Raw genomic sequence first — 26,261 nt, forward strand, 5'->3', positions numbered from 1 at the left:
GGCGCCTCGCCGTCGCCCGTTCGCCGGTCAGTACGACGGCTCCGGAATCTCGTCCTTGCCCACCTCGATGTGGTAGTTGACGTCGGTGCCCTCGACCGCGGTCACGGTCGCCGTGACCGGCAGCCACGAACCGCCCGATTCCAGCGCGCACTGCTGCGTCGCACCCACCCGCGCCTCGAGGTTCCCCGCGCAGCGCACCTGGTCGGGAGTCTGCCCGACCGTCTCGGTGAGCTGATCGCGAACACCCTCGGCGAGCTTCTCGGTGCTCACCACGGGCGCCGTCAAGGTGGTCGTCGTCGACGCGTCGCCCACGCTCACGTGCGCCTCGCACCCGCTCAGCGCGACGGCCGCCGCGACCAGTCCGGCCAGCGTGATCCCCTTGATCGCCTTCTTCATGTCGCACCGCTCCGTCCACGTCGGCGTCCCCGACGATCGGAGACGGTCGACTATTGGACGGGCACGGCGACCCGGAATGTTCCCCGCTATCCGGAGACCTGCTCCGGGTGATCGGCCTTGATGTCCCAATTCACGGTCTTGCCGTCGACCTTGGTCACGGTGGCGGTGTAGTCGACCCAGCGTCCACCGCCGACGTCGACCTTGCACTTCTGCGTCGCGCCCACCTCGCCCTTCAGCCCGCCGTCACAACGCACTTCGGGCTTGTGCTCGGGGTCCAGCGCCAATTGCGTCGACGATCCGTCTTCGAGTTGCTTCTGCGACAGCTCAACCGACGTCGAGCACCCGGTGATGGCGAGGACGACGGCGGCAATGGCCGCGATACCGGCCCGGCTGACAAGACGATTCATGGCACTGCCTCCTGAGGATCGAGTCAGTGCCAAGTATCGCCGCAACGGCACGGAATCGGCGCGGAACGGAGCTTTCCGGGCGGCTACCGCGCCACCTTCACCGCGGTGTCGCGGTACCGGGAGAAGTGCTCGCGGACGTCGATCGCGACGAAGATGCCGTGCGCGGCCGCGACCGGCCGCTCGGGGTCGTCGAGATGGGCGGTGGCGCGCAGGTAGACCTTGCGACGCTCCTTGGCGAGCACCTCGCCCCGGAAGTGCAGGGTGGACCCGAGCGGAATGGGCTCGGCGAAGTCGATCTCGAGGTGGGCGGTCACCACGCCCGCGCCGATCAGCAGCGGCGCGGTGCCGAGGACCTCGTCGAACGCGGCCGCCAGCAGCCCGCCGTGGATCACACCGGGTCCGCCCTGCATCCACGGTTCGACCTTCATCGACGCGGTCACCGTGAAGCCCTCCCCCGCCACGACTCGCACACGCAGTCCCACCGGAGCGTCGTCGCCGCAGGCGAAGCACAGGGAGTGATGCAAGCGGATCTCTTCACCCGCGGACGGCGCCTTCGGGTGGCGCGTCATCGGTTCGGGGTGTGCGGGCAGATCGAGGGCGTCGTTCACATCGGGCTACGCTAATCCATGTGGCTGTACGACGGCCGCGCCGCCCGCGAACCGAAAGACGACGATGACCCTGAGCGAGCCCACGTCCGACGAGACGCGGTCCATGCTGCGCCGGGTGGCCCCCGGCACGGGGTTGCGCGACGGCCTGGAGCGCATTCTGCGCGGCGGGACCGGCGCACTGATCGTCCTCGGCTACGACGAGGACACCGAGCGCCTGTGCGACGGCGGTTTCCACCTGGACGTCGAGTTCGCTCCCACCCGGCTGCGCGAGCTCGCGAAGATGGACGGCGCGGTCGTGCTCTCCGGCGACGGCACCCGGATTCTGCGCGCCAACGTGCAGCTGGTGCCCGACCCGACCATCCCGACCGTCGAGTCGGGTACCCGTCACCGCGCCGCCGAGCGCACCGCGATCCAGACCGGAACGCCGGTGATCACGGTCAGTTCATCGATGTCGATCGTCAGCCTGTACGTCGGCGGCAACCGGCGCGTCGTGGAGAACCCGGACGCGCTGCTGTCGCGGGCGAACGTCGCGCTGTCGACCCTGGAACGCTACAAGGCCCGGCTCGACGAGGTCAGCGCTCAGCTCTCCCGCGCGGAGATCGAGGACTACGTGCTGCTGCGCGACGCGTGCAGCGCCGCCCAGCGGATGGAGATGGTGCGCCGCGTCGGCGTCGAGATCGAGGAGTACGTGCTGGAACTCGGCGTCTACGGACGTCAGGTGGCACTGCAACTCGAGGAACTGAGCAGCGACAACGACATCATGCGCGAGTTGCTGGTCCGCGACTACCACTCCAGCCCCGAGGCCCCGAACACCGAACAGGTCCGGCAGATCCTGGACGCGCTGGAGAACCTGTCGAACGTGGACCTGCTCGATCTCACCCTGGTCGCCGGCGCCTTCGGCTACCCGACGAAGGTCGAAGCGCAGGACCTCCCGATGAGCCCGCGCGGCTACCGGCTGCTCGCCCGGATCTCCCGGTTGCAGTTCGGGCACATCGACCGGCTGGTCCGCGAGTTCGGGACCCTGCAGGCCCTGCTCGCGTGCAGTGCGGCCGACCTGCAGGCCGTCGAGGGCATCGGAAGCATCTGGGCCCGCCACATCCGCGAGGGCCTGTCCCGGCTGGCCGAGTCGAGCCTCGAACGTTTCGACTAGCTACTGCTGCGCCGGGGCGACGACGTTGAAGGTGATCGGCGCCGACTCCTTGGCACCGATCTTGGCGATCGCCTGGTAGGCGCCCACCGGGATCGCGACGCGCGGCTTGTTGCAGCCCGGGTTGCTGGTGGTGCCCGACCACGTGAGGGTGTCGGTGACCTGCTGACCCGGTGCGAGGACCTGCTCGTTCACCGTCTTGTCCGGGGCGCAGTCCTGCGCGGTCCACAGGGTACGAGTGCCGTCGAGCGAACGGACGACGACGTTCTGGCTGGCCTTGCCGACGTCGCGCGAGCACGCGGCCAGACCGGCGTTGGTGACGACGATGGTGAACACCGGCTGATCACCCTTGGTATAGGTGGGCTTATCGGTGTAGAGCACCACCGAGATCGCCTGATCCGAGCAGGGAACCGTGCCCTGGCCGTCGGTCGGGGGCGTCTGCGCACCGGCGGCCGGATCGCTCGACGACGGCGGCGCGACCGGCGTGCTCTCCGGCTGCTGGCCGTCGCCCGGCTTCGGCGCCGCGGAGCTGTCCCCGGTGGGTGCGGGTGCGACCGGCGTCGTGCCGGTGGCCGACGAGGTGGCGGCGGTATTGGCGGCCTTGTTGTCGCCGCTTCCCCCGGAGCCGGCCCACACGATCAGCCCGACGACCACCGCGATCGCGACCACCCCGACGGCGATGGCGAGCAGCCGGCGCCGCCAGTACACCTCGGGAGGCAGCGGTCCTTGTGGTTCGATCACGCCTGCCACGGTATCGCCGCACGCCAGAGGCCTCGCCGACCTGCGGCGGCGTGTCGCGAGTTGCCGGCACAGATCACAGCTTCACCTCAGGCGCGCGGCGCGGCCGAGCGGCTATTCTCCGATGTCGCCGATCTTCCCGGACATGCTGACCTTGCCGTCCGCGAGGTGGTAGTTGAGGCCGACGATCGCGAGCTTCCCGGCCTCGACGCGCTCCGCGATGATCCGGCTGCGCTCCATCAGCAGCTTGCCGGTCTCGTTCACGTGGCGCGCTTCGAGTTCGTCGACCCTGGTCAGACCCTCGCTGCGACCCGCGATGACGCTCGGCGCCACCCGCTCGACGATGCTGCGGACGTAGCCGGACGGCAGTTCGAGCTGGTCGAGCGCGCGCAGCGTCGCCGAGATGGCACCGCAGCTGTCGTGCCCGAGCACGACGATCAGCGGCACGTCGAGGATGTCGACGCCGAACTCGATGGAGCCCAGCACCGACGAGTCGATCACGTGCCCGGCGGTACGGACGACGAACATGTCGCCCAGCCCCTGGTCGAAGATCACTTCGGCGGCCACGCGCGAGTCGCCGCAGCCGAACAGCACGACGTGCGGCGCCTGGCCGTCGATCAGCTTCGCGCGGTCGGCGATACCCTGACTGGGATGTATCGACTCGCCCCGGACGAAACGCTCGTTGCCCTCTTTGATGACTTGCCAGGCCTGTGCGGGGGTGAGGTTCTTCATGACTTCTAGTGTTACACCGCCCACATGCGACGACGTGAATGCGGGCCACTGGAACCGGGCGATTCTGGACTGGTTCCGTCTGGTCCGGCGCGATCTGCCGTGGCGCGCGGCCGGCGTCTCCGGCTGGCAGATCCTGATCAGCGAGATCATGCTGCAGCAGACCCCGGTGTCGCGGGTGGTGCAGCCGTGGCAGAGCTGGGTCCAGCGGTGGCCCGTTCCGTCCGCGATGGCCGCCGAGACCGGCGGCGAGGTGCTGCGCGCCTGGGGCAAGCTGGGCTATCCGCGCCGCGCCCTGCGCCTGCACGAGTGCGCGAAGGTTCTCGCCGCGGAGCACGACGACGTGGTCCCCCACGATGTCGGCACGCTGTTGGCACTGCCCGGCATCGGCGACTACACCGCCCGTGCCGTCGCGTGCTTCGCCTACGGCCAGGCGGTGCCGGTCGTGGACACCAACGTGCGACGGGTGATCGCCCGCGCGATCCACGGCCGCGAGCCGGGAAACCCGTCGAAGGCGGACCTGGCCGATGCCGAGGCTCTGCTGCCCCGCGATTCGGCCGGTCTCCCGACCGCCGAGGCGCCCGAGTTCTCGGCCGCCCTGATGGAACTCGGCGCACTGGTCTGCACCGCGCGGAACCCGAAGTGCGAGGTGTGTCCCGTCAGCGACTCCTGCCGGTGGCTGGCGCGCGGGCGGCCCTCGTACGACGGTCCGGCGCGCCGCACCCAGAAGTACGAGGGCACCGACCGGCAGGCCCGCGGCCGGCTGCTCGATGTTCTGCGCGGCAGCTCCGGCCCGGTCGAACGACCCGCTCTCGACATCGCGTGGACCCGGGATCCCGCCCAGCGCGACCGCGCCCTCGATTCCCTGCTCACCGACGGCCTGGTGGAGCTGACCGACGACGGCCTGTTCTGCCTCGCCGGCGAGGGATAGCCCCGCGACCGTCCCAACCGTGACGTACGACCCGAGCCCCCGCCTCACGACCGGGAAAACGGGTCGCCTCACGGCGGAGGCGGCCTCTTTACGCCACAGTTGGGACAGTTCCCCGCGACACCCACCACCGTCGCTCCTCCGGCCGCCCGTCGCCCTCCCGTACCGTTCCGTCGCATACGTCCACAGAGTGCGGGAAGCAGGTGGGGAGGCGACCAGCTGCCACTCGACGAGGCCGCACGGTCTCGACTCCGCTCGACCAGCACGAAGGGGCCGCTCGCCCATCACGAGGGGTCGCTCAGCCGGCAAAGCAGCACGTGTCTCGACACAAGGCCACTTCGCCAGGCGTCACCAGCGGCCCTCTTCGAACCGACCGGCCACCAGCCGCGGCACTGAGCCATGCCAGGGAGCGGCGGACGGCCGGGGTCGAATTCGAGCCCTCCGCAGCCCATCTAGCAGGCAGCGAGCCGGCTCGAGTCCAGTAGCGAGGACTGCCGAGAATCGACCCGGCCGTCCGCCGCAGCCACTCAGGCAGACACAGCGCCGGAGACGGACAGGATCCAGGCGAGCTCGAAGGCCGCCTCCTCCCATTGCCGGTACCGCCCGCTCGGCCCGCCGTGGCCGCCGTTCATCTCGGTGCGCAGCAGGACCGGCTTGCCGGACGTCGTCGACTCCTGAAGGCGCGCGGCCCATTTCGCGGCCTCGGTGAAGAGGACCCGGGTGTCCTGGAACGACGTCAGGATCAGCATCGCCGGATACGGCAGCTCGGCGACGTTCTCGTACGGCGCGTAGCTGCGGATATAGGCGTAGATCTCCGGGTCGTGCAGAGGGTCGCCCCACTCGTCCCATTCGGTCACGGTCAGCGGCAGCGACGGATCCAGGATCGAGGTCAGCGGGTCGACGAAGGGCACCGCCGCCAGGATTCCGCCGAACAGCTCGGGTGCCAGATTGGCGACCGCGCCCATCAGCAGACCGCCCGCCGAGCCGCCGTCGGCCACCAGCTGTCCCGGCGTGGTCACCCCCGTCTCGACCAGGTGCCGGGCGACGGCGACGAAGTCGGTGAAGGTGTTCTTCTTGGCCAGGACGCGGCCCTCTTCGTACCAGTCACGACCCATCTCGCCGCCGCCGCGGACGTGCGCGGTCGCGACCGCGACACCCCGGTCCAGCAACGACAGCGCCTGCACCGAGAAGCCCGGGTCGGAGCTGATCTCGTACGCGCCGTATCCGTTGAGCAGCACCGGCGCCGGCACGCCGCGGTCGGCGTCGGCCCGCCGCACGATCGACACCGGGATCCGGGTGCCGTCGTCGGCCACGGCCCACTCGCGTTCGGCGACGTAGTCGGCCGGGTGGTACTCGCCGAGCACGACGGCCCGCTTCAGCAGCGTCCGCTCGCCGGTGCTCACGTCCAGGTCGAGTACCTCGGTCGGGTCGACGTAGCTGCCGTAGACGATCCGCAGGTGCGGGGTGTCCCACTCCGGATTGGGTCCGAGGCCGACCGAGCACAGCTCCTGGTCGAAGGTGACCGGCACGAAGTCGTCCGCGCCGGGCAGCGCGTCGCGCCCCCGCAGGTCGGCGATCGCGAGCCGCGGCAGCGCATCCTCCCGGTACGACAGCACCAGATAGTCGGCGAAGCAGTCGACGTCCTCGATCCGGAACGACGGCCGGTGCGGCAGCAGGTTCCGACGCGCGGACGGGTCGTCGACCGGCATCACGTCGACGGCGAAGTCCACGGCCTTGACGCCGTCGATCTCATCGTTGTGCACGATCAGGAAGTAGTCGCGGCCACCCAGCCGGGCGTGCTCGGCGCTGTACTCGACGCCCTCGGTACGACCGGCGACGCTGGTGAACTCGCCGGTCGGGTCGTTCATGCTCAGCGCGAAGATCTCGCTGGTCAGCTTGGAGCCGGCCGCGATCATCAGGTATTCCTCGCTGTGGGTGGCGCCGAAGCCCACCCAGTAGCGCTCGTCCGGCTCGTGGAACACCCGGACGTCGTCGGTGCCCGATCCGGTTCGATCGGGCCCGCTCGCCGCATTCATGCTGAGCGAAGTCGAAGTGCTCCCGGCGCCCACGGTGTGGCGCCAGACGGTGTCGGGACGCCAGGCGTCGTCGACCGTCAGGTAGAAGAGGTACTTCGCGTCCTTGGACCAGGTGGCCCCGCCCGCGGTGCCCTCGATGACGTCGGGCAGCAGTTCGCCGGTCTCCAGGTCCTTGATGCGGAGCGTGTACCGCTCGTCGCCGACGGTGTCGGTGCTGTACGCGAGCCAGCGGCCGTCGTGGCTCACCGAGTGCGCGCCGAGCGAGAAGAACTCGTGCCCCTCCGCCTCGACGTTGCTGTCGAACAGGATCTGCTCGCCCTCGATGGGTCCGTCGCCGGCGATCTCGGGCGGCGTCCAGTCGTCGTCACCGGCGATCGGACGACGGCACCGGATCCCGTACGACTTCCCCTCCTCGGTGCGCACGTAGTACCAGAACCGGCCCGAGCGCACCGGCACCGACATGTCGGTTTCCTGTGTGCGGGAACGGATCTCGTTGTAGATGTCGCTGCGCAGCGGGGCCAGCGACGCGGTCTGCGTCTCGGTGTACGCGTTCTGGGCTTCGAGGTAGGCGACCACCTCGGGATCGTCCTTGTCACGCAGCCACTCGTAGTCGTCGACGAAGACGTCGCCGTGGTGCTCGCGGCGGGCGGGGATCTTCTTCGCGACGGGTGGGGCAGACGACGTTTCGACTCGGTTCGTCACTTCGTTCCTCACCGGCTCAACGGGCTGTTGCCACCCGGCCAGTCGGCGAAGCTGCGGCCCGAGATGCGCTCGTACGCTTCGATGTAGCGCGCGCGGGTGCGTTCGACGACGTCGTCGGGCAGCGGCGGGGGCGGAACCGTGCCGTGGCGGTCCCAGCCGGATTCGGCGGAGGTGAGCCAGTTCCGGACGATCTGCTTGTCGAAGCTCGGCTGCACCTCGCCGGGCTTCCAGGTGGCGGCCTCCCAGTAGCGGGAGGAGTCCGGGGTCAGCACCTCGTCGGCGAGGACCAGCGAGCCGTCCGGCGCCCGGCCGAACTCGAACTTGGTGTCCGCGAGGATGATTCCCCGATCACGCGCCAGGTCGGCGGCGCGGCTGTAGATGTCCAGGGTCACGTCGCGGAGCGTGCGCGCGAGGTCGTCGCCCACCTGCTCGGCCACCTGGTCGAAGGTGACGTTCTCGTCGTGGTCGCCCAGTGCGGCCTTGGTGGCCGGGGTGAAGATCGGCGCGGGGAGCCGGTCGGCCTCGGTGAGTCCGGCGGGCAGCCGGACGCCGCAGACCGCTCCGGTCGCGCGGTAGTCGACCAGGCCGGAGCCGGTCAGGTAGCCGCGCGCGACGCATTCGACGGGCACCATCGGGAGCTTGCGCACCACCATCGAGCGGCCGACCAGCCCGGCCGGGATCCGCTCGTCCTCCGGCCCGCCGGCGAGATGGTTCGGCACACCGAGTTCGTCGAACCAGAAGAAGCTGGCCGCGGTGAGGATCGCCCCCTTGTCCGGGATCGGGGTGTCCAGGATGAAGTCGTACGCGGAGATCCGGTCCGAGGTCACCAGCAGCAGCGTCTCGTCGTCGATCTCGTAGATGTCGCGGACCTTGCCGGAGGCGACGTGGGGGTAATCGGACAGTGCTGGACGCATGGCGGTCAATCCTCTGGTGCGGGAAGGGCTTACAGAATCGGTGCCGGGGCGTAGGCGGCGGCCTGCGGGTCGCTCTCGATGACCGCCGCCGCGGCGGCGAGCACCTGCGCGACCTGCGCCTCCGCGGCGCCGACGAAGGCGGACTTGTCGGCGATCAGCGCGTCGAGCGCGGCCCGGTCGAGCGGGATCCGCTCGTCGGCGGCGAGCCGGTCGAGCAGGTCGGGCTCGCGACCCTCCTCACGCATGGCGAGGGCGACCGCGACGGCGTTCTCCTTGATCGCCTCGTGGGCCGTCTCGCGGCCGACGCCCGCGCGCACCGAGGCCATCAGCACCTTGGTGGTCGCCAGGAACGGCAGGTACCGGTCGAGCTCGTTCGCGATCACCGCGGGGTAGGCGCCGAACTCGGCGAGCACCGTCAGGAAGGTCTCCATCAGGCCGTCGATGGCGAAGAAGGCGTCGGGCAGCGCCACGCGGCGCACCACCGAGCAGAACACGTCGCCCTCGTTCCACTGCGCACCGGCCAGTTCGCCGGTCATCGAGGCGTAGCCGCGCAGGATCACCGCGAGACCGTTCACCCGCTCGCAGCTGCGCGTGTTCATCTTGTGCGGCATCGCCGAGCTGCCGACCTGGCCGGGCTGGAAGCCCTCGGTGACCAGCTCGTGCCCGGCCATCAGCCGGATGGTGGTGGCGAGCGACGACGGCGCCGCGGCCAGCTGCACCAGCGCCGAGACCACGTCGTAGTCGAGCGACCGCGGATACACCTGGCCGACGGAGGTCAGCGCCCGATCGAAACCGAGATGCTGCGCCACCTTGCCCTCGAGGGCGTCCAGCTTGGCCGCATCGCCGTCGAGCAGATCGAGCATGTCCTGGCTGGTGCCCATCGGCCCCTTGATGCCGCGCAGCGGGTAGCGGGCGATCAACTCGTCGAGCCGGGTGAGCGCGGTCATCAGCTCGTCGGCGGCCGAGGCGAAGCGCTTGCCGAGGGTGGTGGCCTGCGCGGCCACGTTGTGGCTGCGACCGGCCATCACGGTCGACGAGTACTGCGCGGCGCGCTCGGTGATCCGGGCGAGCAGGGCGACACCGTGCCCGCGCACGTACCGCAGCGAGCTGAGGATCTGCAGTTGCTCCACGTTCTCGGTCAGATCGCGGCTGGTCATGCCCTTGTGGATCTGCTCGTGCCCGGCGAGATCGTTGAACTCCTCGATGCGGGCCTTCACGTCGTGCCGGGTGATCCGCTCGCGGTCGGCGATGGATTCCAGGTCGACCTGATCGACGACCCGCTCGTAGTCGTCGACGGCACCGTCCGGCACGTCGATACCCAGGTCGCGCTGGGCCTTCAGGACCGCGATCCAGAGGCGGCGCTCGAGGATGATCTTGTTCCGCGGCGACCAGATCTCGGCGAGGCCTTCGGAGGCGTAGCGGCTGGCCAGGACATTGCTGATGGCAGGTTTACCCACGTCGAGCCAGTCTAGTGGCTCGACGGACGCTCGGGAGAATCCGCGATCCCGCGCGGCAGACGACCGCACCCGACGCGCGGTCAGGAGACCTCCCGCGGACCGAGTCCGGCCGGCAGGTCGTCGATGTCCGCCGGTGCCAGGCACCCGAGTTCCAGCAGCTTCGGCGGGATCGAAGAACATCGATTTGCACACCCGCGTGAAATGGGAGCCGTCGTAGAAGCCGGCGTCGTGGGCGGCGCGCGTGCACGACGCGCCGCCGGCGATCAGATCGATCGCCAGTCGAAGTCGCTCCCAGCGGACCACGCACGCGAAGTTCACCGCCAGCTCCTCGCGCAACGACCTGCTCACGGCGGCGCCGGAACGGTGGAAGTGCCGGGCGACGTCGGCGAGGTACAGCGGCGAATGCGGCGCGCGGCGTACCCGATCGCCGATCCAGAGCACGATCTCGTCGGCGATTCCGGCGCCGGCGTGGTCGTCGGGCAGCGTCCAGGCGTGCGCACCGCTCCGGGCGGCCGTCCGATCGGCGGTGGACACCAGCGCCTCGCCATCGCCGTCGGTGCGCAGCCGATTCCGCAGCGCCCGGCCGTGCGCCGAGTGCGGCGCGACGTACACGAAGGTGCCCTCCCCGCCGGAGGTCAGCCGGTGGGGCACGCCGGAACCGATGAGCGCGGCGGTCGCGCCGGTGTGGCTCGTCGCGGCGACTCGCAGCGACAGACCGCCCGGGCAGTCGATCAGCTGGATCGCGTAGTGCCGGTGCTGCGCGGTCGGGCAGAAGGCGCCGACGTACATCGCCGCATTCGTCCCGTAGTCGACCACCTCGCCGCGCCAGGCCACCGTCATCGACAACTCCCTACTCGCCGCGTCCGGCACCCCGGCGTCCGGTCGCCGACGGTAGTCCCCCCGGGCCGACGGCGCGACCGCCGGCGCCCCGCGCTCAGCGACCCAGCACCTCGTCGTAGGCCGCCCGCTCGGCGTCGTCGGTGTCGACGAGCGCCCGATCGGCACCGAGGAGGCCGAACACCCGGTCGCGGACAGCCGACGGGACGGCTTGCGCCAGACCGGACAGCGGCGCCAGGGTGCGCGGGATGTAGGTCGCCGGCGCCGGACTCGCGATCGCGGCCACGATCGCCTCGGCGATGTCCTCGGGATCGCTCTTGCGCACCATCTTCACGCCGGAGACGCCGGATCCCAGCCGGGTCTTGGCGATGTTCGGGAGCACGGTCGTGAACTCGATGCCGGTGCCGGAGTATTCGCTGCGCAGGGCCTCGGTGAAGCCGTAGACGAAGTGCTTGGTGCCGGTGTACGTCGCGATGTTCGCGAAGGCGTTGCGGCCCGCCACCGAGGCGATGTTCACGACATGTCCGGAGCCCCTGTCCTCGAAGACCTCCAGCGCGACCCGGGTGCCGTTCACGACGCCGCCGACGTTGACGGCGAGCTGCTTGTCCGTGAGGGCGACGGCCTCCTCGCGGAAGGGTCCGACGAGCATGATCCCGGCGTTGTTCACCATGACGTCGATGGCCGTGCCGTGGAAGTCTCCGGCCGCGGCCAGGAACCTCCGGAAGTCCGGTTCCGCGCGCACATCCAGCTCCGCGGCGAAGCAGCGGCCGCGGCCGTGCGCGGCGGCGATCGCGGCCGCCTGCGCGGTGGTCGCGGGCACGTCGACGTCGCCGATGCTCACGGCGGCGCCTCGCGCGGCGAGCCGGCGGGCGGTGGCCGCACCGATGCCCTGCGCTCCGCCGGTGACGGCGACGTGCAGGTGCGACAGGTCGTGCTCGGTCATGGGTTGCCTTTCTGTCGGTGGTGCCGCGCCGGTCGCGCGACACCTCGTTGCGGTGCGATGTCGCCGGGCGGATCAGTCGGCCACGGCGGCGATCGGCTTGCGGCCGTCGCCGGCTTCCGGTCCGCACTCGGCGGCCGGTCCCGCACCGTGGGAGAGCCGGAAGCGCTGGTAGACGGGGTCGAGCCAGGACGGCCGGTACCAGACGGCGTCGCCGAAGATGCGCATCGCGGCGGGCAGCAGATACAGGCACGACGAAGGCGTCGACCAGCACCGCCGCCGCCAGGCCGAACCCCAGGATCTTCAGGTACGTCAGGCCCGAGGTGGCCATCGCGGCCAGCACGACGGCGATCAGGACGGCCGCGGCGCCGATCACCCGGCGGGTCGCCGAGAGGCCGACCTGGATGGCCTCCTCGCTGCTGCGTCCGGCGGATCGCTCCTCGGCGATCCGGGACAGGATGAACATCTGGTAGTCCATCGACAGCCCGTAGGCGATGCAGAAGAGCAGGATCGGGGCGGTCACGTTGATCGCGCCGAACGCGGTGAAGCCGCCGAGCAGCCCGGCGAAGTGCCCTTCGGAGAAGATGAACACCAGTGAGCCGAAGGTCGCGCCGAGCGACAGCACCGACAGCGCGACACCGATCAGCGGAAGCACCACCGAGCCGGTGAGCAGGAACAGCAGCACCGCCGTGACCACGACGATCGCCGCCAGGGCATAGGGAAGGTTCTTCTTGATCCCCTCGGTGCTGTCGACGAGGGCCGCGGTCTGCCCACCGGCCAGCCCGCCGCGCTCACTCACCACCTCGCGGATCGCGCGGACCGCGGCCGCCGCCCCGGGCGATTCGGGCTCCACCGACAGGTCCACCCGCATCCAGCTCGCACCGTCCGGTGCCGTGAACACCATCGCGTCGAACGGACTGGGCGGCGCGGTCGTCGCCGGGCCGCGCGACGCCGGGGCGGTCGTGGTCGTGCCACCCGCCCAGTGCACCGCGCGCACGTCGTCCACACGTGCGAGCCGATCGGCGACCGCGCCCAGCGTCGCCGGGTCGGGCGTGTCCGGGAAGGCGATGTTCACCGCGTTCCGGCTCAGCTCGGGGAACTCGCCGGCCAGTTGCTCGGTACCGGCGCGAGCGAGGTCGCCCGAGGGCAGCTCGCGATAGTCGCGCAGGACGAAGTCTGCGCTCAGGAAGGGTGCGGCGACCGCCAGCAGCGCCCCGGTGATCAGTACCGCGCTCGTCCAGACGCGCGCCCGGCTCGGCGGTCGCTGAACGACGACCGCGGACGGGTCATGCTCGACGGCGGCCCACCGGCTCCACGCGTAGCGGCGGACGGCCCGCTGGTCGAGGGCGACCAGCATCCACGGCACGATCAGCACCGTCACGACCATCACGGTGGTCACCGTCAGGATTCCGCTGTAGGCCAGGGACTTCAGGAAGTAGCCGGGAAAGACGAGCAGGGCGGCCATCGCGATCACCACGGTGACGCCGGAGAACACGATGGTGCGCCCCGAGGTACGGATGGTCAGCGCCCGCGCCTCTTCGGCGGACATGCCGAGCATCCGGCCCTCCCGCCACCGGGCGATGATGAAGAGCGAATAGTCGACGGCCAGGCCGAACCCGATCGCGGTGGCGAGGTTCAGGGCGAAGGTCGACACCTCGGTCACCCGGGCGAGGACACTCAGCCCCAGCATGGCGATGGCGACGGCCGCCCCTCCGGCCACCAGCGGCATCAGCGCCGCCCACAGCGACCCGAAGACGACGACGAGGATCAGCCCGACCAGTGGCGCCGCGATCAGCTCGGCCCGCACCAGCGATGCCTCGGCGATCGCGTCGATCGAGCCGTCGATCACTCCGTTTCCGCTGGCGGTGACCGTGACGTCCCGCGCGTGCCCGGTGTCGCGGGCGTCGTCGACGATCGTCAGCAGATCGGCCGGCGAGGTCCCGGGCCGCACGGCGACGAAGGCGAGACCGGTGTCGCCGGAACGGAGTTCGTCGACGGGAAGATCGGTGAAGGAGGAGTGCACCTGCGTCACCTCCGGCCGCTTCGCCACCGCGTCGAGGACGCGCCGAGCCGCGGCGGAGTCGCCGCCGGCCGGGGTCAGGAGCAGGACCACGTCGGGGTCGGCCGCCGGGAACCGGTCCTTCAGCAGCCGCTCGGCCCGCACCGATTCGGCCGAGTCGGCGGTCATGCCGCCCGAGCCGAGCCGAGCGATCGTCGACGGCAACAGCAGCACTCCGGTAACGGCGAGCAGCAGCACCACGGCGGTCGTGACCAGCCGTTTCCGGCTCCTCTGGGTAGTTGATGTCAGCACCGACTCAGTGTTCATCGCCGGTGCTCGCGGCCGCTTGTACAGATCGCGCAACTGCCGCGGGACCTGCGTCACGGCCCGATGGCCGCCACGAGTCCAGATCGCAGTCTTGTCCTCCTATACCCACAGGGGTATATTGGCCGTCAGTCATATACCCCCATGGGTATTACGAAAGGTCATCGCATGAGCATCGACGTTCCGCCGGCCCCGGCCGGCGACACCCCCGACGAACAGTCCGGCACCACAGCCACCACAACCGGCCCCGGCCCCCTCGCCCGGCTCGGCACCTGGGCCGCGACCCATCGCCGGTGGGTCTTCGGCATCTGGGCGATCCTGGTGATCGGCCTCGGCGCGGCGGCACCGTCGGTGTTCTCGTCGCTGGCCGGAGCCGGCTGGCAGGCGAACGGTTCCGAGTCGGTCCACGTCCGCGAACTCGCCCAGGAACACTTCGGCGGCAACTCCTCGGCGGCGATCCAAGTCGTCCTGCATTCCGAGTCCGGGCCGCTGAACCAGACCGGAGAGTCCCAGATCCTCGCCGGGCTCGACCGGATCGCCCACGCCGACGACCGCTTCGCGTCGGTGATCCCGCCGCAGCCCGGCATGACCGTGAGTCCGGACGGGCGCACCGCCATCGCGATCATCGGCGCGAACGCGAACACCGACGAGATGGTGAAGGCCGTCGACGACCACAAGAAGGAGATCACCGCGCTCTCCCGCGACGAGATCGACGTCTATCCGACCGGCTCGTCGGCGCTGTGGAGCGACTTCAACAAGGCCAACCACGACGCGATGATGAAGGCCGAGATGTTCTCGTGGCCGCTGACGCTGGCCATCATGATCGTCGCCTTCGGTTCCATCGTCGCCGCCGGACTTCCGCTGCTGCTGACGCTGGCGGGTCTGGTCGCGTCGGCGGGTGCGCTGGTGCTGCTCAACATGGTCACGCCGATCTCGGTGTGGGCGATGAACTTCGCCATGATGTTCGCTCTGGCCCTGGGCATCGACTACGCGCTCTTCATGGTCGCGCGGTTCCGCGCGGCCTACGCGCTGCAGGAACCGGACGGGCTCGACGACGCAGGCAAGAGACGTGCCGCGGTCCGTGCGACCTCGGAGACGATGGACACCGCGGGCAAAGCGATCCTGCTGTCCGGGCTCACCGTTCTGGTCAGTCTGTCCGCGGTGCTGATGGTGCCCGCGCCGTCGGTCCGGACCATGGCGGTCGGCATCATGCTGGCCGTGGTCTTCGTCCTCGCGGCGAGCCTCACCCTGCTGCCCGCCACCCTGGCCGCACTCGGCGGCAAGGTGAACGCCGGCTCGCTCCCCTGGTCCAAGGGCCACCACGGCGCGTCACCGCTGTTCACCAAGTGGGGACACTTCCTGCACCGCCACCCGTGGGGACCGGCCGTCATCGCCATCGGCATCCTGGTCGCCCTCGCCGCGCCCGTCTTCGGGCTCAAGGTCGCCATGCCGTCGATCGCGGTGGTCCCCCAGGACGCCCCGGTCCGCCAGGGCTACGAGATCATCGCCCAGGAGATGGGGCCCGGCGTGCCGGGCATGCTGACCGTCATCGCCCCGGCCGACGAGGCGGCGCAGGCGTCGTCCGTCGCGGCGAAGAACCCCGGGATCGCCATGGTGATGCCCGCCGCACCCGCCGCCGACGACTCCGGCCTGGTGATGATCCAGGCCGTGCCGAAGGCCGATCCGTCGGACCCCTCGATGCGCGGCACTCTGCACTCGCTGCGGCGGGCCATGCCGGACGGTGCGATCGTCGGCGGCCCGTCCGCGGAGAACCTCGACCTGCAGGACGCGCTGAACACCTGGTTCCCCCGGGTGGCCGGAACCATCCTGGCGCTGGGCTTCCTGCTCCTGCTGGTCGCCCTGCGCGCACCGGTGATCGCGCTGCTCGGCACCGTCGTCAGCCTGCTGTCGACCGCGGCCGCGTTCGGCGTCGCCAAGCTGATCTTCGGTGACGGCATCGGCGCCAGCCTGCTCGGCTTCCAGCCGCAGGGCTTCCTGAACGGCTGGGGCCCGGTGTTCTTCTTCGCGATGATCTTCGCGATCGCGATGGACTACACGGTGTTCCTGCTGGCCACCGCCAAGGAGCACTACGAACACCACGACGACCCGCACCAGGCCCAGGTCGACGCGATGGCCTACTCGGGCCGGATCATCTTCGCCGCCGCCGCGGTGATGGTGGCCGTGTTCTTCTCGTTCGCCCTCGCCGATCCGCTGCCGCCGAAGGAGATGGGCATCATCCTCGGTGTCGCGGTGCTGCTCGACGCGCTCCTGATCCGCCTGATCCTGCTGCCTGCCATTCTCCGGATCTCCGGGCACGGCGCCTGGTGGAGCCCGCGATGGCTGGATCGGCTGCTGCCGAAGATCAGCTTCAAGCATTGAGACCGTCGGCGAACGACGCTCCCACCGTCGATACCCCGGCGGGCATAGAATGCGGGAGACGAACGAAAGGACTCACCATGATCGGCGACGACGAGGCCACCGCCACCATCATCAACCGCCTGCGCCGGGCGCACGGACAACTGGCCGGCGTCATCAACATGATCGAGGACGGCCGGGACTGCAAGGACGTGGTGACGCAGCTCGCCGCGGTGTCCCGGGCGCTCGACCGCGCCGGATTCAAGATCGTCGCCACCGGCCTGCGCGAGTGCCTCGCCGAGGACGAGCGGCCCGACGGCGAGAAGACCGGCGAGAGCCTCAACGTGGACCAGCTGGAGAAGCTGTTCCTGGCGCTGGCCTGACACGCGCCGACCCCCACCTTCCGGAAATGTAAGGAGAACCCCATGCAGATCGCCCTCTCCACCGCGGTCCCCGGCACCGTTCCCGAGGTGGCCGGCCGCGTCCGCGCCGCCCTCGCCGAACAGGGTTTCGGCGTGCTCACCGAGATCGACATGTCGGCCACGCTGAAGAACAAGATCGACGTCGATATGGAGGACTACCTCATCCTCGGCGCCTGCAACCCCCCGATGGCGCACCGCGCAGTGAGTGCGGAGAAGCAGATCGGGCTGCTGCTGCCCTGCAACGTGGTGGTCCGGCAGGATCCCGCCGAGGCCGGCCGCGTGCTGGTGGAGGCGATGAACCCGCAGATCATGGTGACCGTCGTGGACGACAATCCGGCGCTGGCGGAGGTCGCCGACGAGGTGACGACCCGGCTGCAGGCCGTGATCGACGCCCTCTGACCGTATCTCGGCGGACAGCTGTCCCTACTGTGGCGTAGATGTTCCGGCCGTGCGCATGACCTGGGGAGATCCCGGATCCGGCCGCGAGTCGCCTCGTCTACGCCACAGTCGGGACAGCCTGGCACGACGCCCCGGGCACGGTGCCAGGCTCGTCCGCGCGGCACCGCTCGCCTACAGCGAGATCCGGCCCTCCTCGGCGGCGAGGCCGATGTCGGTGCGGAAGTGTGAACCGGGGAGCGTGACGGCGGCGAGCCGCTGGTATGCCTGCGCGCGAGCGGCGGCCAGATCGGGGCCGCGGCCGACCACCGACAGCACGCGGCCGCCGGCCGAGAGCACCTCGCCGTCGGCGCCGAGCTTGGTGCCCGCGTGCAGGATCCCCTCGCCGTCCGCGCCGGTGATGGCGTCGCCGGTGCGCGGGGTGCCCGGGTAGTTCTCGGCAGCCAGTACGACCACCACCGCGCTGCCGTCGTACCAGCGCAGCGGCGCCAGGTCGGCGAGAGTGCCGGTGGCGACGGCGTTCAGGGCCTCGCCGAGGGGGGATTCGAGCAGGTCGAGCACGGCCTGGGTCTCCGGGTCACCGAAGCGGCAGTTGAACTCGACGACGGCCGGCCCCTCGTCGTCGATCGCCAGACCCGCGTAGAGGAGACCGGAGAACGGGGTCCCGCGCCGGACGAGTTCGGCGGCGACCGGGGCCACCACCTCGTCGACGATCCGCTGGACCATCTCGGGCGGCAGCCACGGCAGCGGCGTGTACGCGCCCATGCCGCCGGTGTTGGGGCCCTGATCGCCGTCGCCGACGCGCTTGTGATCCTGGGCCGGCAGCAGCGGCACCACGGTGTCGCCGTCGACCAGGCAGAACAGCGAGACCTCCGGGCCGGACAGGAAGCTCTCCAGCAGCACCGGATGACCGTGCTCCAGGCAGTCCGCGGCGTGAGCGCGGGCGGCGGCGCGATCCGGCGTCACCACGACGCCCTTACCGGCGGCGAGACCGTCGTCCTTGACCACCCAGGTGGGGCCGAAACGGTCGAGCGCGGCGTCAAGCCCGGCCAGCTCGTCGACCACCTCGGCGCGTGCGGTGCGCACCCCGGCGGCGGCCATGACGTCCTTGGCGAAGGCCTTGGAGCCCTCGATCTGGGCGGCGGCGGCACCCGGACCGAAGGTCGCGAAACCGGCGTCACGCAGCGCATCGGCGACGCCGTGGACCAGCGGCACCTCGGGTCCGATAACCACCAGATCCGCCTCGACGGAACGGGCCAGCCCGACGACCTCCTCCGGTGACGCGACGTCGACCGGGTGGTTGACGGCCACCGCGGCGGTGCCGGCGTTACCCGGTGCCGCGTGCAGCTGCGTCACCGAAGGGTCGCGGTCCAGACCGAGGAGGAGGGCGTGTTCGCGGCCGCCCGAGCCGATCACGAGTACTCGCACGCAGGTCAGCCTAGGGCATCGCTCTCGTCGGTCGCGACCTCGGCGATCACCACCGGTATCAGTGGCGCCAGGCACACCACCACCGTGCCCACCAACACCGGTGCTCCCACCGCCGCGAGCACCAGACCCAGCACGATCGGCGCCGTCGCACCGATACCCATCGGCCACAGCACCCGATGTCCGCCGACCAGCCATCCGTGGATCCCGATCAGCCCCAGGCAGAACACCGCCAGCGGAACCGCCGTGGTCGCCACGACCGCGACCGGGCCGATGGTCGCGTGCCGCTCGATCCACAACGCCACCACGTGCAGGCCGCCGCCGACGGCCGCGCACGCCATGAACAGCGGCAGATAGCCGTAGCCGAATCCGAAGCACTTCTCCGGGCGCCGCGCCAGAATCGCACCGTTGGGCATCAGGAAGAACAGCCACCACATCATGAACGTCACGCCCATCGCGGCCAGTCCGAGAACCGCCGTCTCGTGACTCCAGCCCTCCCGGCCGACGACCGCCTGCAGCACCGCGACGGTGCCCACCACTCCTTCGCCGAGGGTGATCACCATCAGCGTGGCGTAGCGCTCGGCGATGTGCTCGGGATTCCACGGCGTGGCCCGGATGCGCGTCTCGGCGACGAACGGGCCGGCCATCTCCACCCCGACCAGCACCAGCCCGATCGCCAGGGTGGCCCAGAGCCCGGTCGGCAGGAATATCAGGATCACCCAACCGACCTGCGCGATCGCGGTGAACAGGGCGTAGGCGAGTGCGGTCCGCCGGTAGTCCGGGGCCTGCAGCGCCGCCCGCAGCCACTGGGTGATCATCCCGAGCCGCATCACGATGTAGCCGATGACCAGCACGGTCACGTCCACGTGACCGCCCTCGTGGATCGACGAGAAGACGGGCGGGATGCCGATCGCGATGATGCTGACGCCGATCATCTGCAGCAGGGTGAGCAGCCGGTAGAACCAGTCGTCGGTGTCGAAGGCCGACGAGAACCAGGCGAAGTTGATCCACGCCCAGATGGTGGCGAAGGTGGTCAGCAGATAGCCGGCGATCGCGGGCAGCCAATGTCCCTCGGCGGCGTACTCGGCCAGCTGCACCCCGGCCACCGAGAAGGCGACCACGAATACCAGGTCGTACAGGATCTCCAGGCTGCTGCCGGCGCGCCCCTCTTCATGAGGGTCGCGGCCGGTCATCTTCATCAGCTGTGATCGCACTGGCACGCGCCTACGGTAATCGGTGCCGTAGGCGCGTGCCAGCGCAGGAGCCGCGAGTTCGCGACCGGGCGGTTAGGCCGTGTCTCTCAAATCTTCTCCGTAGGCATCGGTGGATCCGCTGGGCGGCTGGCAAGGCGGAGGAGGGAGGCATAGCGGCGCTATGCCGACCGACGACAACGCCGCCAGGCGTTCAGCGGGACGCCGAGGACCGGAAAGAGATTTGGGAGACATGGCCTACTTCTTCGGAGCGGTCAGGTCGTACAGGGTGACCCCGTCGACCGTGGTCGGCGTGAAGTTCGCCTCGACCCACTCGCGGATCTCCGACGACGTCCCGGAGCGGCCACCGCCGCCGAAGCCGCCGCCGAAGCCCTCACCGAACTCGCTGTTCCCGCCGATGAAGTAGTGGATCTTGTGCTGCTCGACGTACTTCTGGAACTGCGCCAGCGTCGGCGACGGGTCGGTGCCGTTGAATCCGCCGATCGGCATCACCGAGTAGCCGGATTCGATCTGGTACCCGGAGGCCTCGTTGGACCCGACCGCCGCGGCCACCCAGGTGAACCGGTCGGCGTCGGTGCGCAGCGTCGCGATCACCTGTTCGCTCGGCTTGGAGCCCATCAGCAGGCCGCCGCCGCCACCGCCGCGGCGACTGCCGCTCTGGTGGCCCGTGCCGAAGCCGGGCATCGTCGTGCCGTGCTGCCCGGTACCGCCGGGCATGCCGGGCATCCCCGCGCCGCCAGGGAAGCCGTTCGGCATACCGTTTCCGCCGCCGAAGCCGCCGCGTCCACCGGGCATGCCGCCGCGCATTCCGGGCATGTGGCCGCCGCCGGGGCCGAACCCGCCGGCCACTCGCGGACCCGCGCTGATGATCGAGCCCTCGGCGGGCGTGCCGATCGTGTCGAACGTGTAGGCGGCCGGGCCGGCCAGCGCGGCGACGATCGCCGCCGCCGCGACGGCGTATCCGGCGACACCCTTGCGCACGACGATCAGCGCCACGGCGGCGAGCACGCCGACCACCAGCACCACCCAGCGCAGCCACGGCACGAAGTCCGGCGCACGGTTCAGGAGCACATAGCCCCAGATCGCGGCCGTGGCCGCACCGGCGGCCAGCACCAGCCGCACCCACAGCTTGTCTCGCTGTCCCCAGCAGACGGCGGCCGACGCGGCCACCAGGCCGGCGAGCGCGGGGGCGATCGCCGCGGTGTAGTAGCTGTGGAAGATGCCCTGCATGTAGCTGAACACGACCATCGTGGTGAGCATCCAGATCGCCGAGAGCACGATGAACGCACGACGGCGATCCGTGCGCGGCGCACGCCCGATCAGGACCAGCGCGGCCACCGCGAAGATCAGCGCGGTCGGGATCAGCCAGGCGATCTGGCCGCCCTGCTCGGGCTGGAACATCCGCCAGAAGCCGGCCTGCCCCCACATGCCGCCGCCGCGTCGTCCACCGGGGAAGCCGCCACCGGGGAAGCCCTCGGCGCCGGTACCGCCGAACATGCCACCGGCCCCGTACGACCCGCCGTGCCCACCACCGGGCACCACCGATCCGCGCTCGTTGCCGTCGAGCCGGCCGAAGCCGTTGTACCCGAAGGTCAGTTCCAGGATCGAGTTGTGCTGCGAGCCGCCGATCCACGGCCGCGAGCCGGCCGGCCACAGTTCGACGGTGAGAATCCACCAGCCGGCGCTGACGATCAGCGCGCCGAGCGCCGCGAACAACTGCCCCACCCGGCGCAGCCAGGTGCCCGGAGCGAAGGCGAAGAACGCGATCACCAGCGCGGGCAGCACCAGGAATGCGGCGAACTGCTTGGTGAGGAAGGCGAAGCCGACGGCCACGCCACTCCAGATCAACCACTTCCATTTACCGGTGTCGATCGCCCGCATGATCGCCCACACCGAGGCCGTCAGCAGAAGCAGCAGCAGCGCCTCGGGGTTGTTGAACCGGAACATCAGGGCCGCGACCGGCGTCAGCGCGAGCACCAGGCCCGCGCCGATCCCGGCCCAGTGGCCGAAGTACCGCTTCACGATCACATACAGCAGCCAGACGGTGGCCACGCCCATCAGCACCTGCGGCACCAGCACCGACCACGAGTTGAGGCCGAACACCCGCACCGACAGCCCCGGAATCCACAGCGAGGCGGGCGGCTTGTCGACGGTGATCGAGTTCGCCATGTCCGACGACCCGAAGAACCACGCCTTCCACGACTTGGAGCCGGCCTGGATGGCGGCGGTGTAGAACGAGTTGGCCCAGCCGTTGGCGGACAGGTTCCACAGGTAGGCGATCAGGGTACCGACCAGGAGTGCGCCGAGACTCAGCCGCTCGACCAGCAGGGTCCGCGGACTCGACTGCGGCGCGGCGCTGCCCGCCGGTTCCGCCGCGGCGGGCGGCTCGGCGGGCGGGGCCGGCGGAGCGATCGTCGTACTCATGAAAGAACCTCCAGGTTCGGGTTGCGTCGTACGAAGACCCAGCGGAGTCCGACGAAGCGGGTGACGGTCGCCACCAGGTTGGCGACGATGAGAACGGTCAGTTCGAGGCCGCGGCTCGCGTGCGGGATCCCGGCGTGCAGGCCGGCGAGCGCCCCCGCGGTCACCGCCCAGCCGAAAAGGAAGACGGCCCAGCCGAACACGTGGTGCCGGACCATGCCGGACCGGCCGCGGATGCCGAAGGTGAAGCGCCGGTTGGCCGCGGTGTTCAGCACGGCGGTGATCGCCAGCGCCAGGAAGTTGGCGATCTGCGCGCCGACGTAGCCGTGCAGCAGCAGATACAGCAGCGCGTAGGCGGCGGTGGAGACGACGCCGACGGTGACGAAGCGGATCACCTGGCCGGTCATGCCGGTCGGCACCCCGCGCAGGTCGGGGCCGTCGTCGCGTTCGCGGCCGAGATTGCGGCGCAGCTGATCGATCGGCAGTCGTCCGGCGGCCAGCGCCCAGCCGACGCGGGCGCAGCCCTTGAGGTCGGCGACGGCGGTGGCGACGATGTCGACGGAGCTGTCCGGGTCGTCGACCCAGTCGACCGGGACCTCCGCGATCCGCAGACCGATCCGTTCGGCGAGCACCAGCATCTCGGTGTCCCAGAACCAGCCGGTGTCGGCCACGTACGGGAGCAGTTCGCGGGCGACGTCGGTGCGCATCGCCTTGAAGCCGCACTGCGCGTCGGAGAAGTGCGCGCGCATGCCGAGCCGCAGGATCAGGTTGTAGCTGCGGGAGATGAACTCGCGCTTGGCGCCCCGGACCACGTGCGACGACCGGCTCAGCCGGGTACCGATCGCGACGTCCGAGTGGCCGGAGATCAGTGGCGCGATCAGCGGCATGAGCGCGTTCAGATCGGTCGACAGGTCCACGTCGCAGTAGGCGACGATCTGCGCGTCGCTGCTCCCCCACACCCGGGTGAGCGCCCGGCCACGCCCCTTCTCGTCGAGGTGCACCACCCGGACGGCGGCACCGTCGCGCCCGTCGAAACGCTCGGTGAGCCGCTGCGCGATCGCCAGCGTGGCGTCGGTGCTGGCGTTGTCGGCGACGGTGATGCGCGCGGTGTACGGCACCTGCGCGGCCAGATGCTCGCGCAGCCGCAGGACCGTGCGTTCGAGGTCGCGCTCCTCGTTGTAGACGGGAACGACGACGTCGAGCACCGGTGGCGGTGGCGCCTTGGGCTCCGTCTCCGCCGGCTCGGGATCGATGGTGGTTGTCATGGTGCAGAGCCTGTTCGACGCCGCTGGAGCCCGCCTGGACTGTTGCTGGGAGCTTCCTGTGTGCGCTCAGCTGCCTGTGGACAACCGGGCATCACTCGTGCGGGCCTGTGGACGACGCCGCCTGGTTGTCGGCGGTGACCGATAGATTCGGGGCATGACGGAGTCGAGCATGGCGGGGCCGATCCAGCTGAATCCGGCCCAGCAGGAGGTGGCCGGCCGGGTGATCGCCGCCCTGGCCGGGCCCGACGCCCGGCTGCGGCCCGACCAGGAGACGGCGGTCGCCGCGCTGGCGACGCCCGGCGCCCGCGCGCTGGTGGTGCAGGCGACCGGCTGGGGCAAGTCAGCGGTGTACTGGGCGGCGACGGCGGTGATCAGGCAGGCCGGCGCCGGGAACGCGGCGAGCGGGCCGAATCCGACCGGCGGTGGCCCGACGCTGATCGTGTCACCGTTGCTGTCGTTGATGCGCGACCAGGTCGCGGCGGCCACGCGGGCCGGTCTGCGGGCGGCGACGCTGAATTCGTCGAACGTCGACGACTGGGCGGCGATCGAGCACGACCTGACCGCCGGGGAGCTCGACGTTCTCCTGGTCTCCCCGGAACGACTCGCCAATCCCGGCTTCGGCCGCCGCGTGCTCGACACCCTCGCCGGGCGGCTCGGGCTGGTGGTGATCGACGAGGCGCACGCGATCTCCGACTGGGGCCACGACTTCCGGCCCGACTACCGGCGCGTCGCCGACGTCCTTCAGCGACTCAATCCGCAGACCTCGGTGCTGGCCACGACGGCCACCGCCAACGAGCGGGTGACCCACGACGTCGCGCAGCAACTGCAATCGGGCGGCGGTACCGAGACGCTGGTGCTCCGCGGGCCACTGGCCCGGAAGTCGTTGCACCTCAACGTGATCGATGGTCTCTCGCCGATCGAGCGGTACGGCTGGGTGGCCGACCAGCTGCCGTCGCTGCCGGGTTCGGGGATCGTCTACGTGCTGACCGTCGCCGACGCCGACCGGCTGGTGACGGCGATCCGGGCGGTGCACGGCGACGACTATCCGGTCGCCGCGTACACCGGCCAGCTGCCGCCGGACGAGCGTCACCGGCTGGAGGACGATCTGCTCGCCAACCGGGTCAAGGCCCTGGTCGCCACCTCCGCGCTGGGGATGGGTTTCGACAAACCCGATCTCGGCTTCGTGGTGCACGTGGGCGCACCGCCGTCACCGGTGTCGTACTACCAGCAGGTGGGTCGTGCCGGCCGTGCGCTCGACGAGGCCGTCGTGGTGCTGCTGGCGTCGGCGATGGACGAGGCCGTGTGGGAGTACTTCGCGACCGCCACCATCCCCGACCCGCAGCGGATGGAACGGCTGCTGTCCGCGATGGCCGCCGAGGACCGTCCCGTCAGCGTGCCGCAGTTGGAGGCGCTCACCGGCATGCGGCGCACGCGGGTGGAGTTGATGTGCAAGCAGCTCGCGGTCGACGGCGCAGTGGAACGGACCGCCGACGGCTGGGTCCGCACCGGGCAGGGCTGGTCGTATGACGCCGAGCACTACGCCGGGGTCCTGGCCGTGCGGCGGCGTGAGGCCGACATCATGCGCCGCTACATCGGCGGCCGCGACTGCCTGATGAAGCTGCTCACCCAGGCCCTTGACGATCCGCGCGCCGCCGATTGCGGGCGCTGCAGCGTGTGCCGCCGCGCCCTGACGCCGCCGCTGACCGAGACCGTTCCACGTGAAGCATTGGGTACGGTCTCCGCGGCGCTGCGACGGCAGGCGCAGGTCCTGGAGCCGCGCAAGATGTGGCCGGGCGGCGTCTTCGGTACCCGCGGCCGGATCCCGGCCGGACAGCTCGCCGAGACCGGGCGGGTGCTCGCCTTCGCCGATGCACCGCAGTGGGAGGACACCCTGCGGGCGATCCGGGGCTCCGGCGACGCCGCCGCACGCGAGCAGGCGTGGGACGAGCTGACCCGGGCCGCGGTCGAGGTGCTGGCCCAGTGGGGCCGGGCCGGGATCCGGCCGGAGCTGATCTGTGGGCTCGACCTCGGCACCGGTATGGCGACCGAACTCGCCGCGAGGTTGCGGGCGGTCGGCCGGCGTGGCGGCGGCGACTATCCGGTGCAGCCGGGCCCCGGGCCGGGACGGGACGCCAACGGCGCCGCCGAGGCGGCGCACTGGCGCGACCGGCTCGGCGAGCCGCCCGCCGGGACCGGCGAGAGCGTGCTGCTGGTCGTGGACGAGACCTCCTCGACCTGGCCGATCGCTCTCGCCGCGGCGGCGCTCCGCGAGGCCGGCGCGGGACCGGTACTGCCGCTGCTGATCCACCAGTCGGTCTGACGGCCCGGCCGCGCGATCGTGCGGATCTGGACGGTGCGGGCGAACTTGGACGGTGCGGGCGAACTTGGATTGTGCGGGCGCTACCTGGCCAGCGGCGTCCAGAGTCGCCCGCAGGATGGCGAAACGCCAGCACCGCCACCCAGACGAGGTCGCATCGTCGACGACGCCCGGGGCGATCTGTCGCGGATCCTGCCGGGGCCGAAATCTGTCGCGGATTCGCCGACGGATCCGACAGGATCCGCGACGTCTGCCGCCCGGCGACAGGATCCGCGACGGATCACCGG

Annotated in this window: 20 protein-coding genes and 3 pseudogenes; 6 read left to right on the top strand and 17 right to left on the bottom strand. The window is 70.6% G+C overall.

Annotation, left to right across the window (positions count from 1 at the left end):
- Nucleotides 1–27: 27 nt before the first annotated feature.
- The 3 genes from MYK68_RS18380 to MYK68_RS18390 all read right to left on the bottom strand — a co-directional run bounded on the left by MYK68_RS18380 (nt 28) and on the right by MYK68_RS18390 (nt 1,372).
- Nucleotides 28–396 (bottom strand): DUF4333 domain-containing protein, encoded by a 369-nt coding sequence (locus MYK68_RS18380; RefSeq protein ID WP_247865181.1) that lies wholly within the window; start codon nt 394–396, stop codon nt 28–30.
- An 86-nt stretch (nt 397–482) separates the two neighbouring features.
- Nucleotides 483–803 (bottom strand): DUF4333 domain-containing protein, encoded by a 321-nt coding sequence (locus tag MYK68_RS18385; RefSeq protein ID WP_247865182.1) that lies wholly within the window; start codon nt 801–803, stop codon nt 483–485.
- 83 nt (nt 804–886) lie between these two features.
- Nucleotides 887–1,372, bottom strand: a complete 486-nt coding sequence (locus tag MYK68_RS18390; protein WP_247868103.1) for a PaaI family thioesterase — start codon at nt 1,370–1,372, stop codon at nt 887–889.
- Between the two features lie 103 nt (nt 1,373–1,475).
- On the opposite strand from MYK68_RS18390, the gene disA reads away from it, so the two are divergent.
- A complete protein-coding gene (gene disA, locus MYK68_RS18395) occupies nt 1,476–2,561 on the top strand; it encodes a DNA integrity scanning diadenylate cyclase DisA (RefSeq protein ID WP_247865183.1) in 1,086 nt (361 codons plus the stop codon).
- Here the strand turns inward: disA and MYK68_RS18400 are convergent, their stop codons facing one another.
- A complete protein-coding gene (locus tag MYK68_RS18400) occupies nt 2,562–3,299 on the bottom strand; it encodes a hypothetical protein (RefSeq protein ID WP_247865184.1) in 738 nt (245 codons plus the stop codon).
- Between the two features lie 111 nt (nt 3,300–3,410).
- Nucleotides 3,411–4,028 carry a carbonic anhydrase gene (locus MYK68_RS18405; protein WP_247865185.1) on the bottom strand — a complete coding sequence of 206 codons (618 nt, stop codon included), beginning with the start codon at nt 4,026–4,028 and terminating at the stop codon, nt 3,411–3,413.
- Here MYK68_RS18405 and MYK68_RS18410 point away from each other — a divergent pair.
- Complete coding sequence (locus MYK68_RS18410; RefSeq protein ID WP_247865186.1) at nt 4,027–4,956, top strand: iron-sulfur binding domain-containing protein; 930 nt, start codon at nt 4,027–4,029, stop codon at nt 4,954–4,956. The genes MYK68_RS18405 and MYK68_RS18410 overlap by 2 nt on opposite strands.
- 524 nt (nt 4,957–5,480) lie before the next feature.
- On the opposite strand, the gene MYK68_RS18415 is transcribed toward MYK68_RS18410, so the two are convergent.
- From MYK68_RS18415 to MYK68_RS20925, 8 genes and pseudogenes are all read right to left on the bottom strand, one after another.
- A complete protein-coding gene (locus tag MYK68_RS18415; RefSeq protein WP_247865187.1) occupies nt 5,481–7,691 on the bottom strand; it encodes a S9 family peptidase in 2,211 nt (736 codons plus the stop codon).
- A gap of 8 nt (nt 7,692–7,699) precedes the next feature.
- Entirely contained in the window at nt 7,700–8,605 is a 906-nt protein-coding gene (locus tag MYK68_RS18420) for a phosphoribosylaminoimidazolesuccinocarboxamide synthase (RefSeq protein WP_247865188.1), read from the bottom strand.
- Nucleotides 8,606–8,634: 29 nt separating this feature from the next.
- Nucleotides 8,635–10,062 (bottom strand): adenylosuccinate lyase, encoded by a 1,428-nt coding sequence (purB, locus tag MYK68_RS18425; RefSeq protein WP_247868104.1) that lies wholly within the window; start codon nt 10,060–10,062, stop codon nt 8,635–8,637.
- Nucleotides 10,063–10,296: 234 nt separating this feature from the next.
- Nucleotides 10,297–10,902: pseudogene (locus tag MYK68_RS18430) on the bottom strand (hypothetical protein); the annotation flags it as partial.
- Nucleotides 10,903–10,996: 94 nt separating this feature from the next.
- A complete protein-coding gene (locus MYK68_RS18435) occupies nt 10,997–11,842 on the bottom strand; it encodes an SDR family NAD(P)-dependent oxidoreductase (protein WP_247865189.1) in 846 nt (281 codons plus the stop codon).
- Nucleotides 11,843–11,914: 72 nt separating this feature from the next.
- Nucleotides 11,915–12,067, bottom strand: a complete 153-nt coding sequence (locus tag MYK68_RS18440) for a hypothetical protein (protein ID WP_247865190.1) — start codon at nt 12,065–12,067, stop codon at nt 11,915–11,917.
- An 82-nt stretch (nt 12,068–12,149) separates the two neighbouring features.
- Nucleotides 12,150–12,692: pseudogene (locus MYK68_RS20920) on the bottom strand (MMPL family transporter); the annotation flags it as partial.
- A 486-nt stretch (nt 12,693–13,178) separates the two neighbouring features.
- Nucleotides 13,179–14,165 (bottom strand): annotated as a pseudogene (locus tag MYK68_RS20925) (MMPL family transporter); the annotation flags it as partial.
- A 165-nt stretch (nt 14,166–14,330) separates the two neighbouring features.
- Here MYK68_RS20925 and MYK68_RS18460 point away from each other — a divergent pair.
- From MYK68_RS18460 to MYK68_RS18470, 3 genes are all read left to right on the top strand, one after another.
- Nucleotides 14,331–16,541, top strand: coding sequence for an MMPL family transporter (locus tag MYK68_RS18460; RefSeq protein WP_247865194.1), 2,211 nt, complete (start codon nt 14,331–14,333; stop codon nt 16,539–16,541).
- A gap of 77 nt (nt 16,542–16,618) precedes the next feature.
- Complete coding sequence (locus MYK68_RS18465) at nt 16,619–16,900, top strand: metal-sensitive transcriptional regulator (protein ID WP_247865195.1); 282 nt, start codon at nt 16,619–16,621, stop codon at nt 16,898–16,900.
- Between the two features lie 42 nt (nt 16,901–16,942).
- Nucleotides 16,943–17,338, top strand: a complete 396-nt coding sequence (locus MYK68_RS18470; RefSeq protein ID WP_247865196.1) for a DUF302 domain-containing protein — start codon at nt 16,943–16,945, stop codon at nt 17,336–17,338.
- Nucleotides 17,339–17,509: 171 nt separating this feature from the next.
- Here the strand turns inward: MYK68_RS18470 and purD are convergent, their stop codons facing one another.
- The 4 genes from purD to MYK68_RS18490 form a co-directional block, all read right to left on the bottom strand.
- Nucleotides 17,510–18,763: a phosphoribosylamine--glycine ligase gene (gene purD / locus MYK68_RS18475; protein WP_247865197.1), complete on the bottom strand. Its 1,254-nt coding sequence runs from the start codon at nt 18,761–18,763 to the stop codon at nt 17,510–17,512.
- Between the two features lie 5 nt (nt 18,764–18,768).
- Nucleotides 18,769–19,980 (bottom strand): low temperature requirement protein A, encoded by a 1,212-nt coding sequence (locus MYK68_RS18480; RefSeq protein WP_247865198.1) that lies wholly within the window; start codon nt 19,978–19,980, stop codon nt 18,769–18,771.
- A gap of 228 nt (nt 19,981–20,208) precedes the next feature.
- Entirely contained in the window at nt 20,209–22,395 is a 2,187-nt protein-coding gene (locus MYK68_RS18485) for an ArnT family glycosyltransferase (RefSeq protein ID WP_247865199.1), read from the bottom strand.
- Complete coding sequence (locus tag MYK68_RS18490; protein ID WP_247865200.1) at nt 22,392–23,657, bottom strand: bifunctional glycosyltransferase family 2/GtrA family protein; 1,266 nt, start codon at nt 23,655–23,657, stop codon at nt 22,392–22,394. The genes MYK68_RS18485 and MYK68_RS18490 overlap by 4 nt, the downstream gene beginning before the upstream one ends.
- A gap of 154 nt (nt 23,658–23,811) precedes the next feature.
- Here MYK68_RS18490 and MYK68_RS18495 point away from each other — a divergent pair, with 154 nt between their 5' ends.
- Complete coding sequence (locus tag MYK68_RS18495; RefSeq protein WP_247865201.1) at nt 23,812–25,977, top strand: RecQ family ATP-dependent DNA helicase; 2,166 nt, start codon at nt 23,812–23,814, stop codon at nt 25,975–25,977.
- Nucleotides 25,978–26,261: the final 284 nt, after the last annotated feature.

This window comes from Gordonia sp. PP30 (genome assembly GCF_023100845.1).
In the GTDB taxonomy this organism is placed as follows: Bacteria; Actinomycetota; Actinomycetes; order Mycobacteriales; family Mycobacteriaceae; genus Gordonia.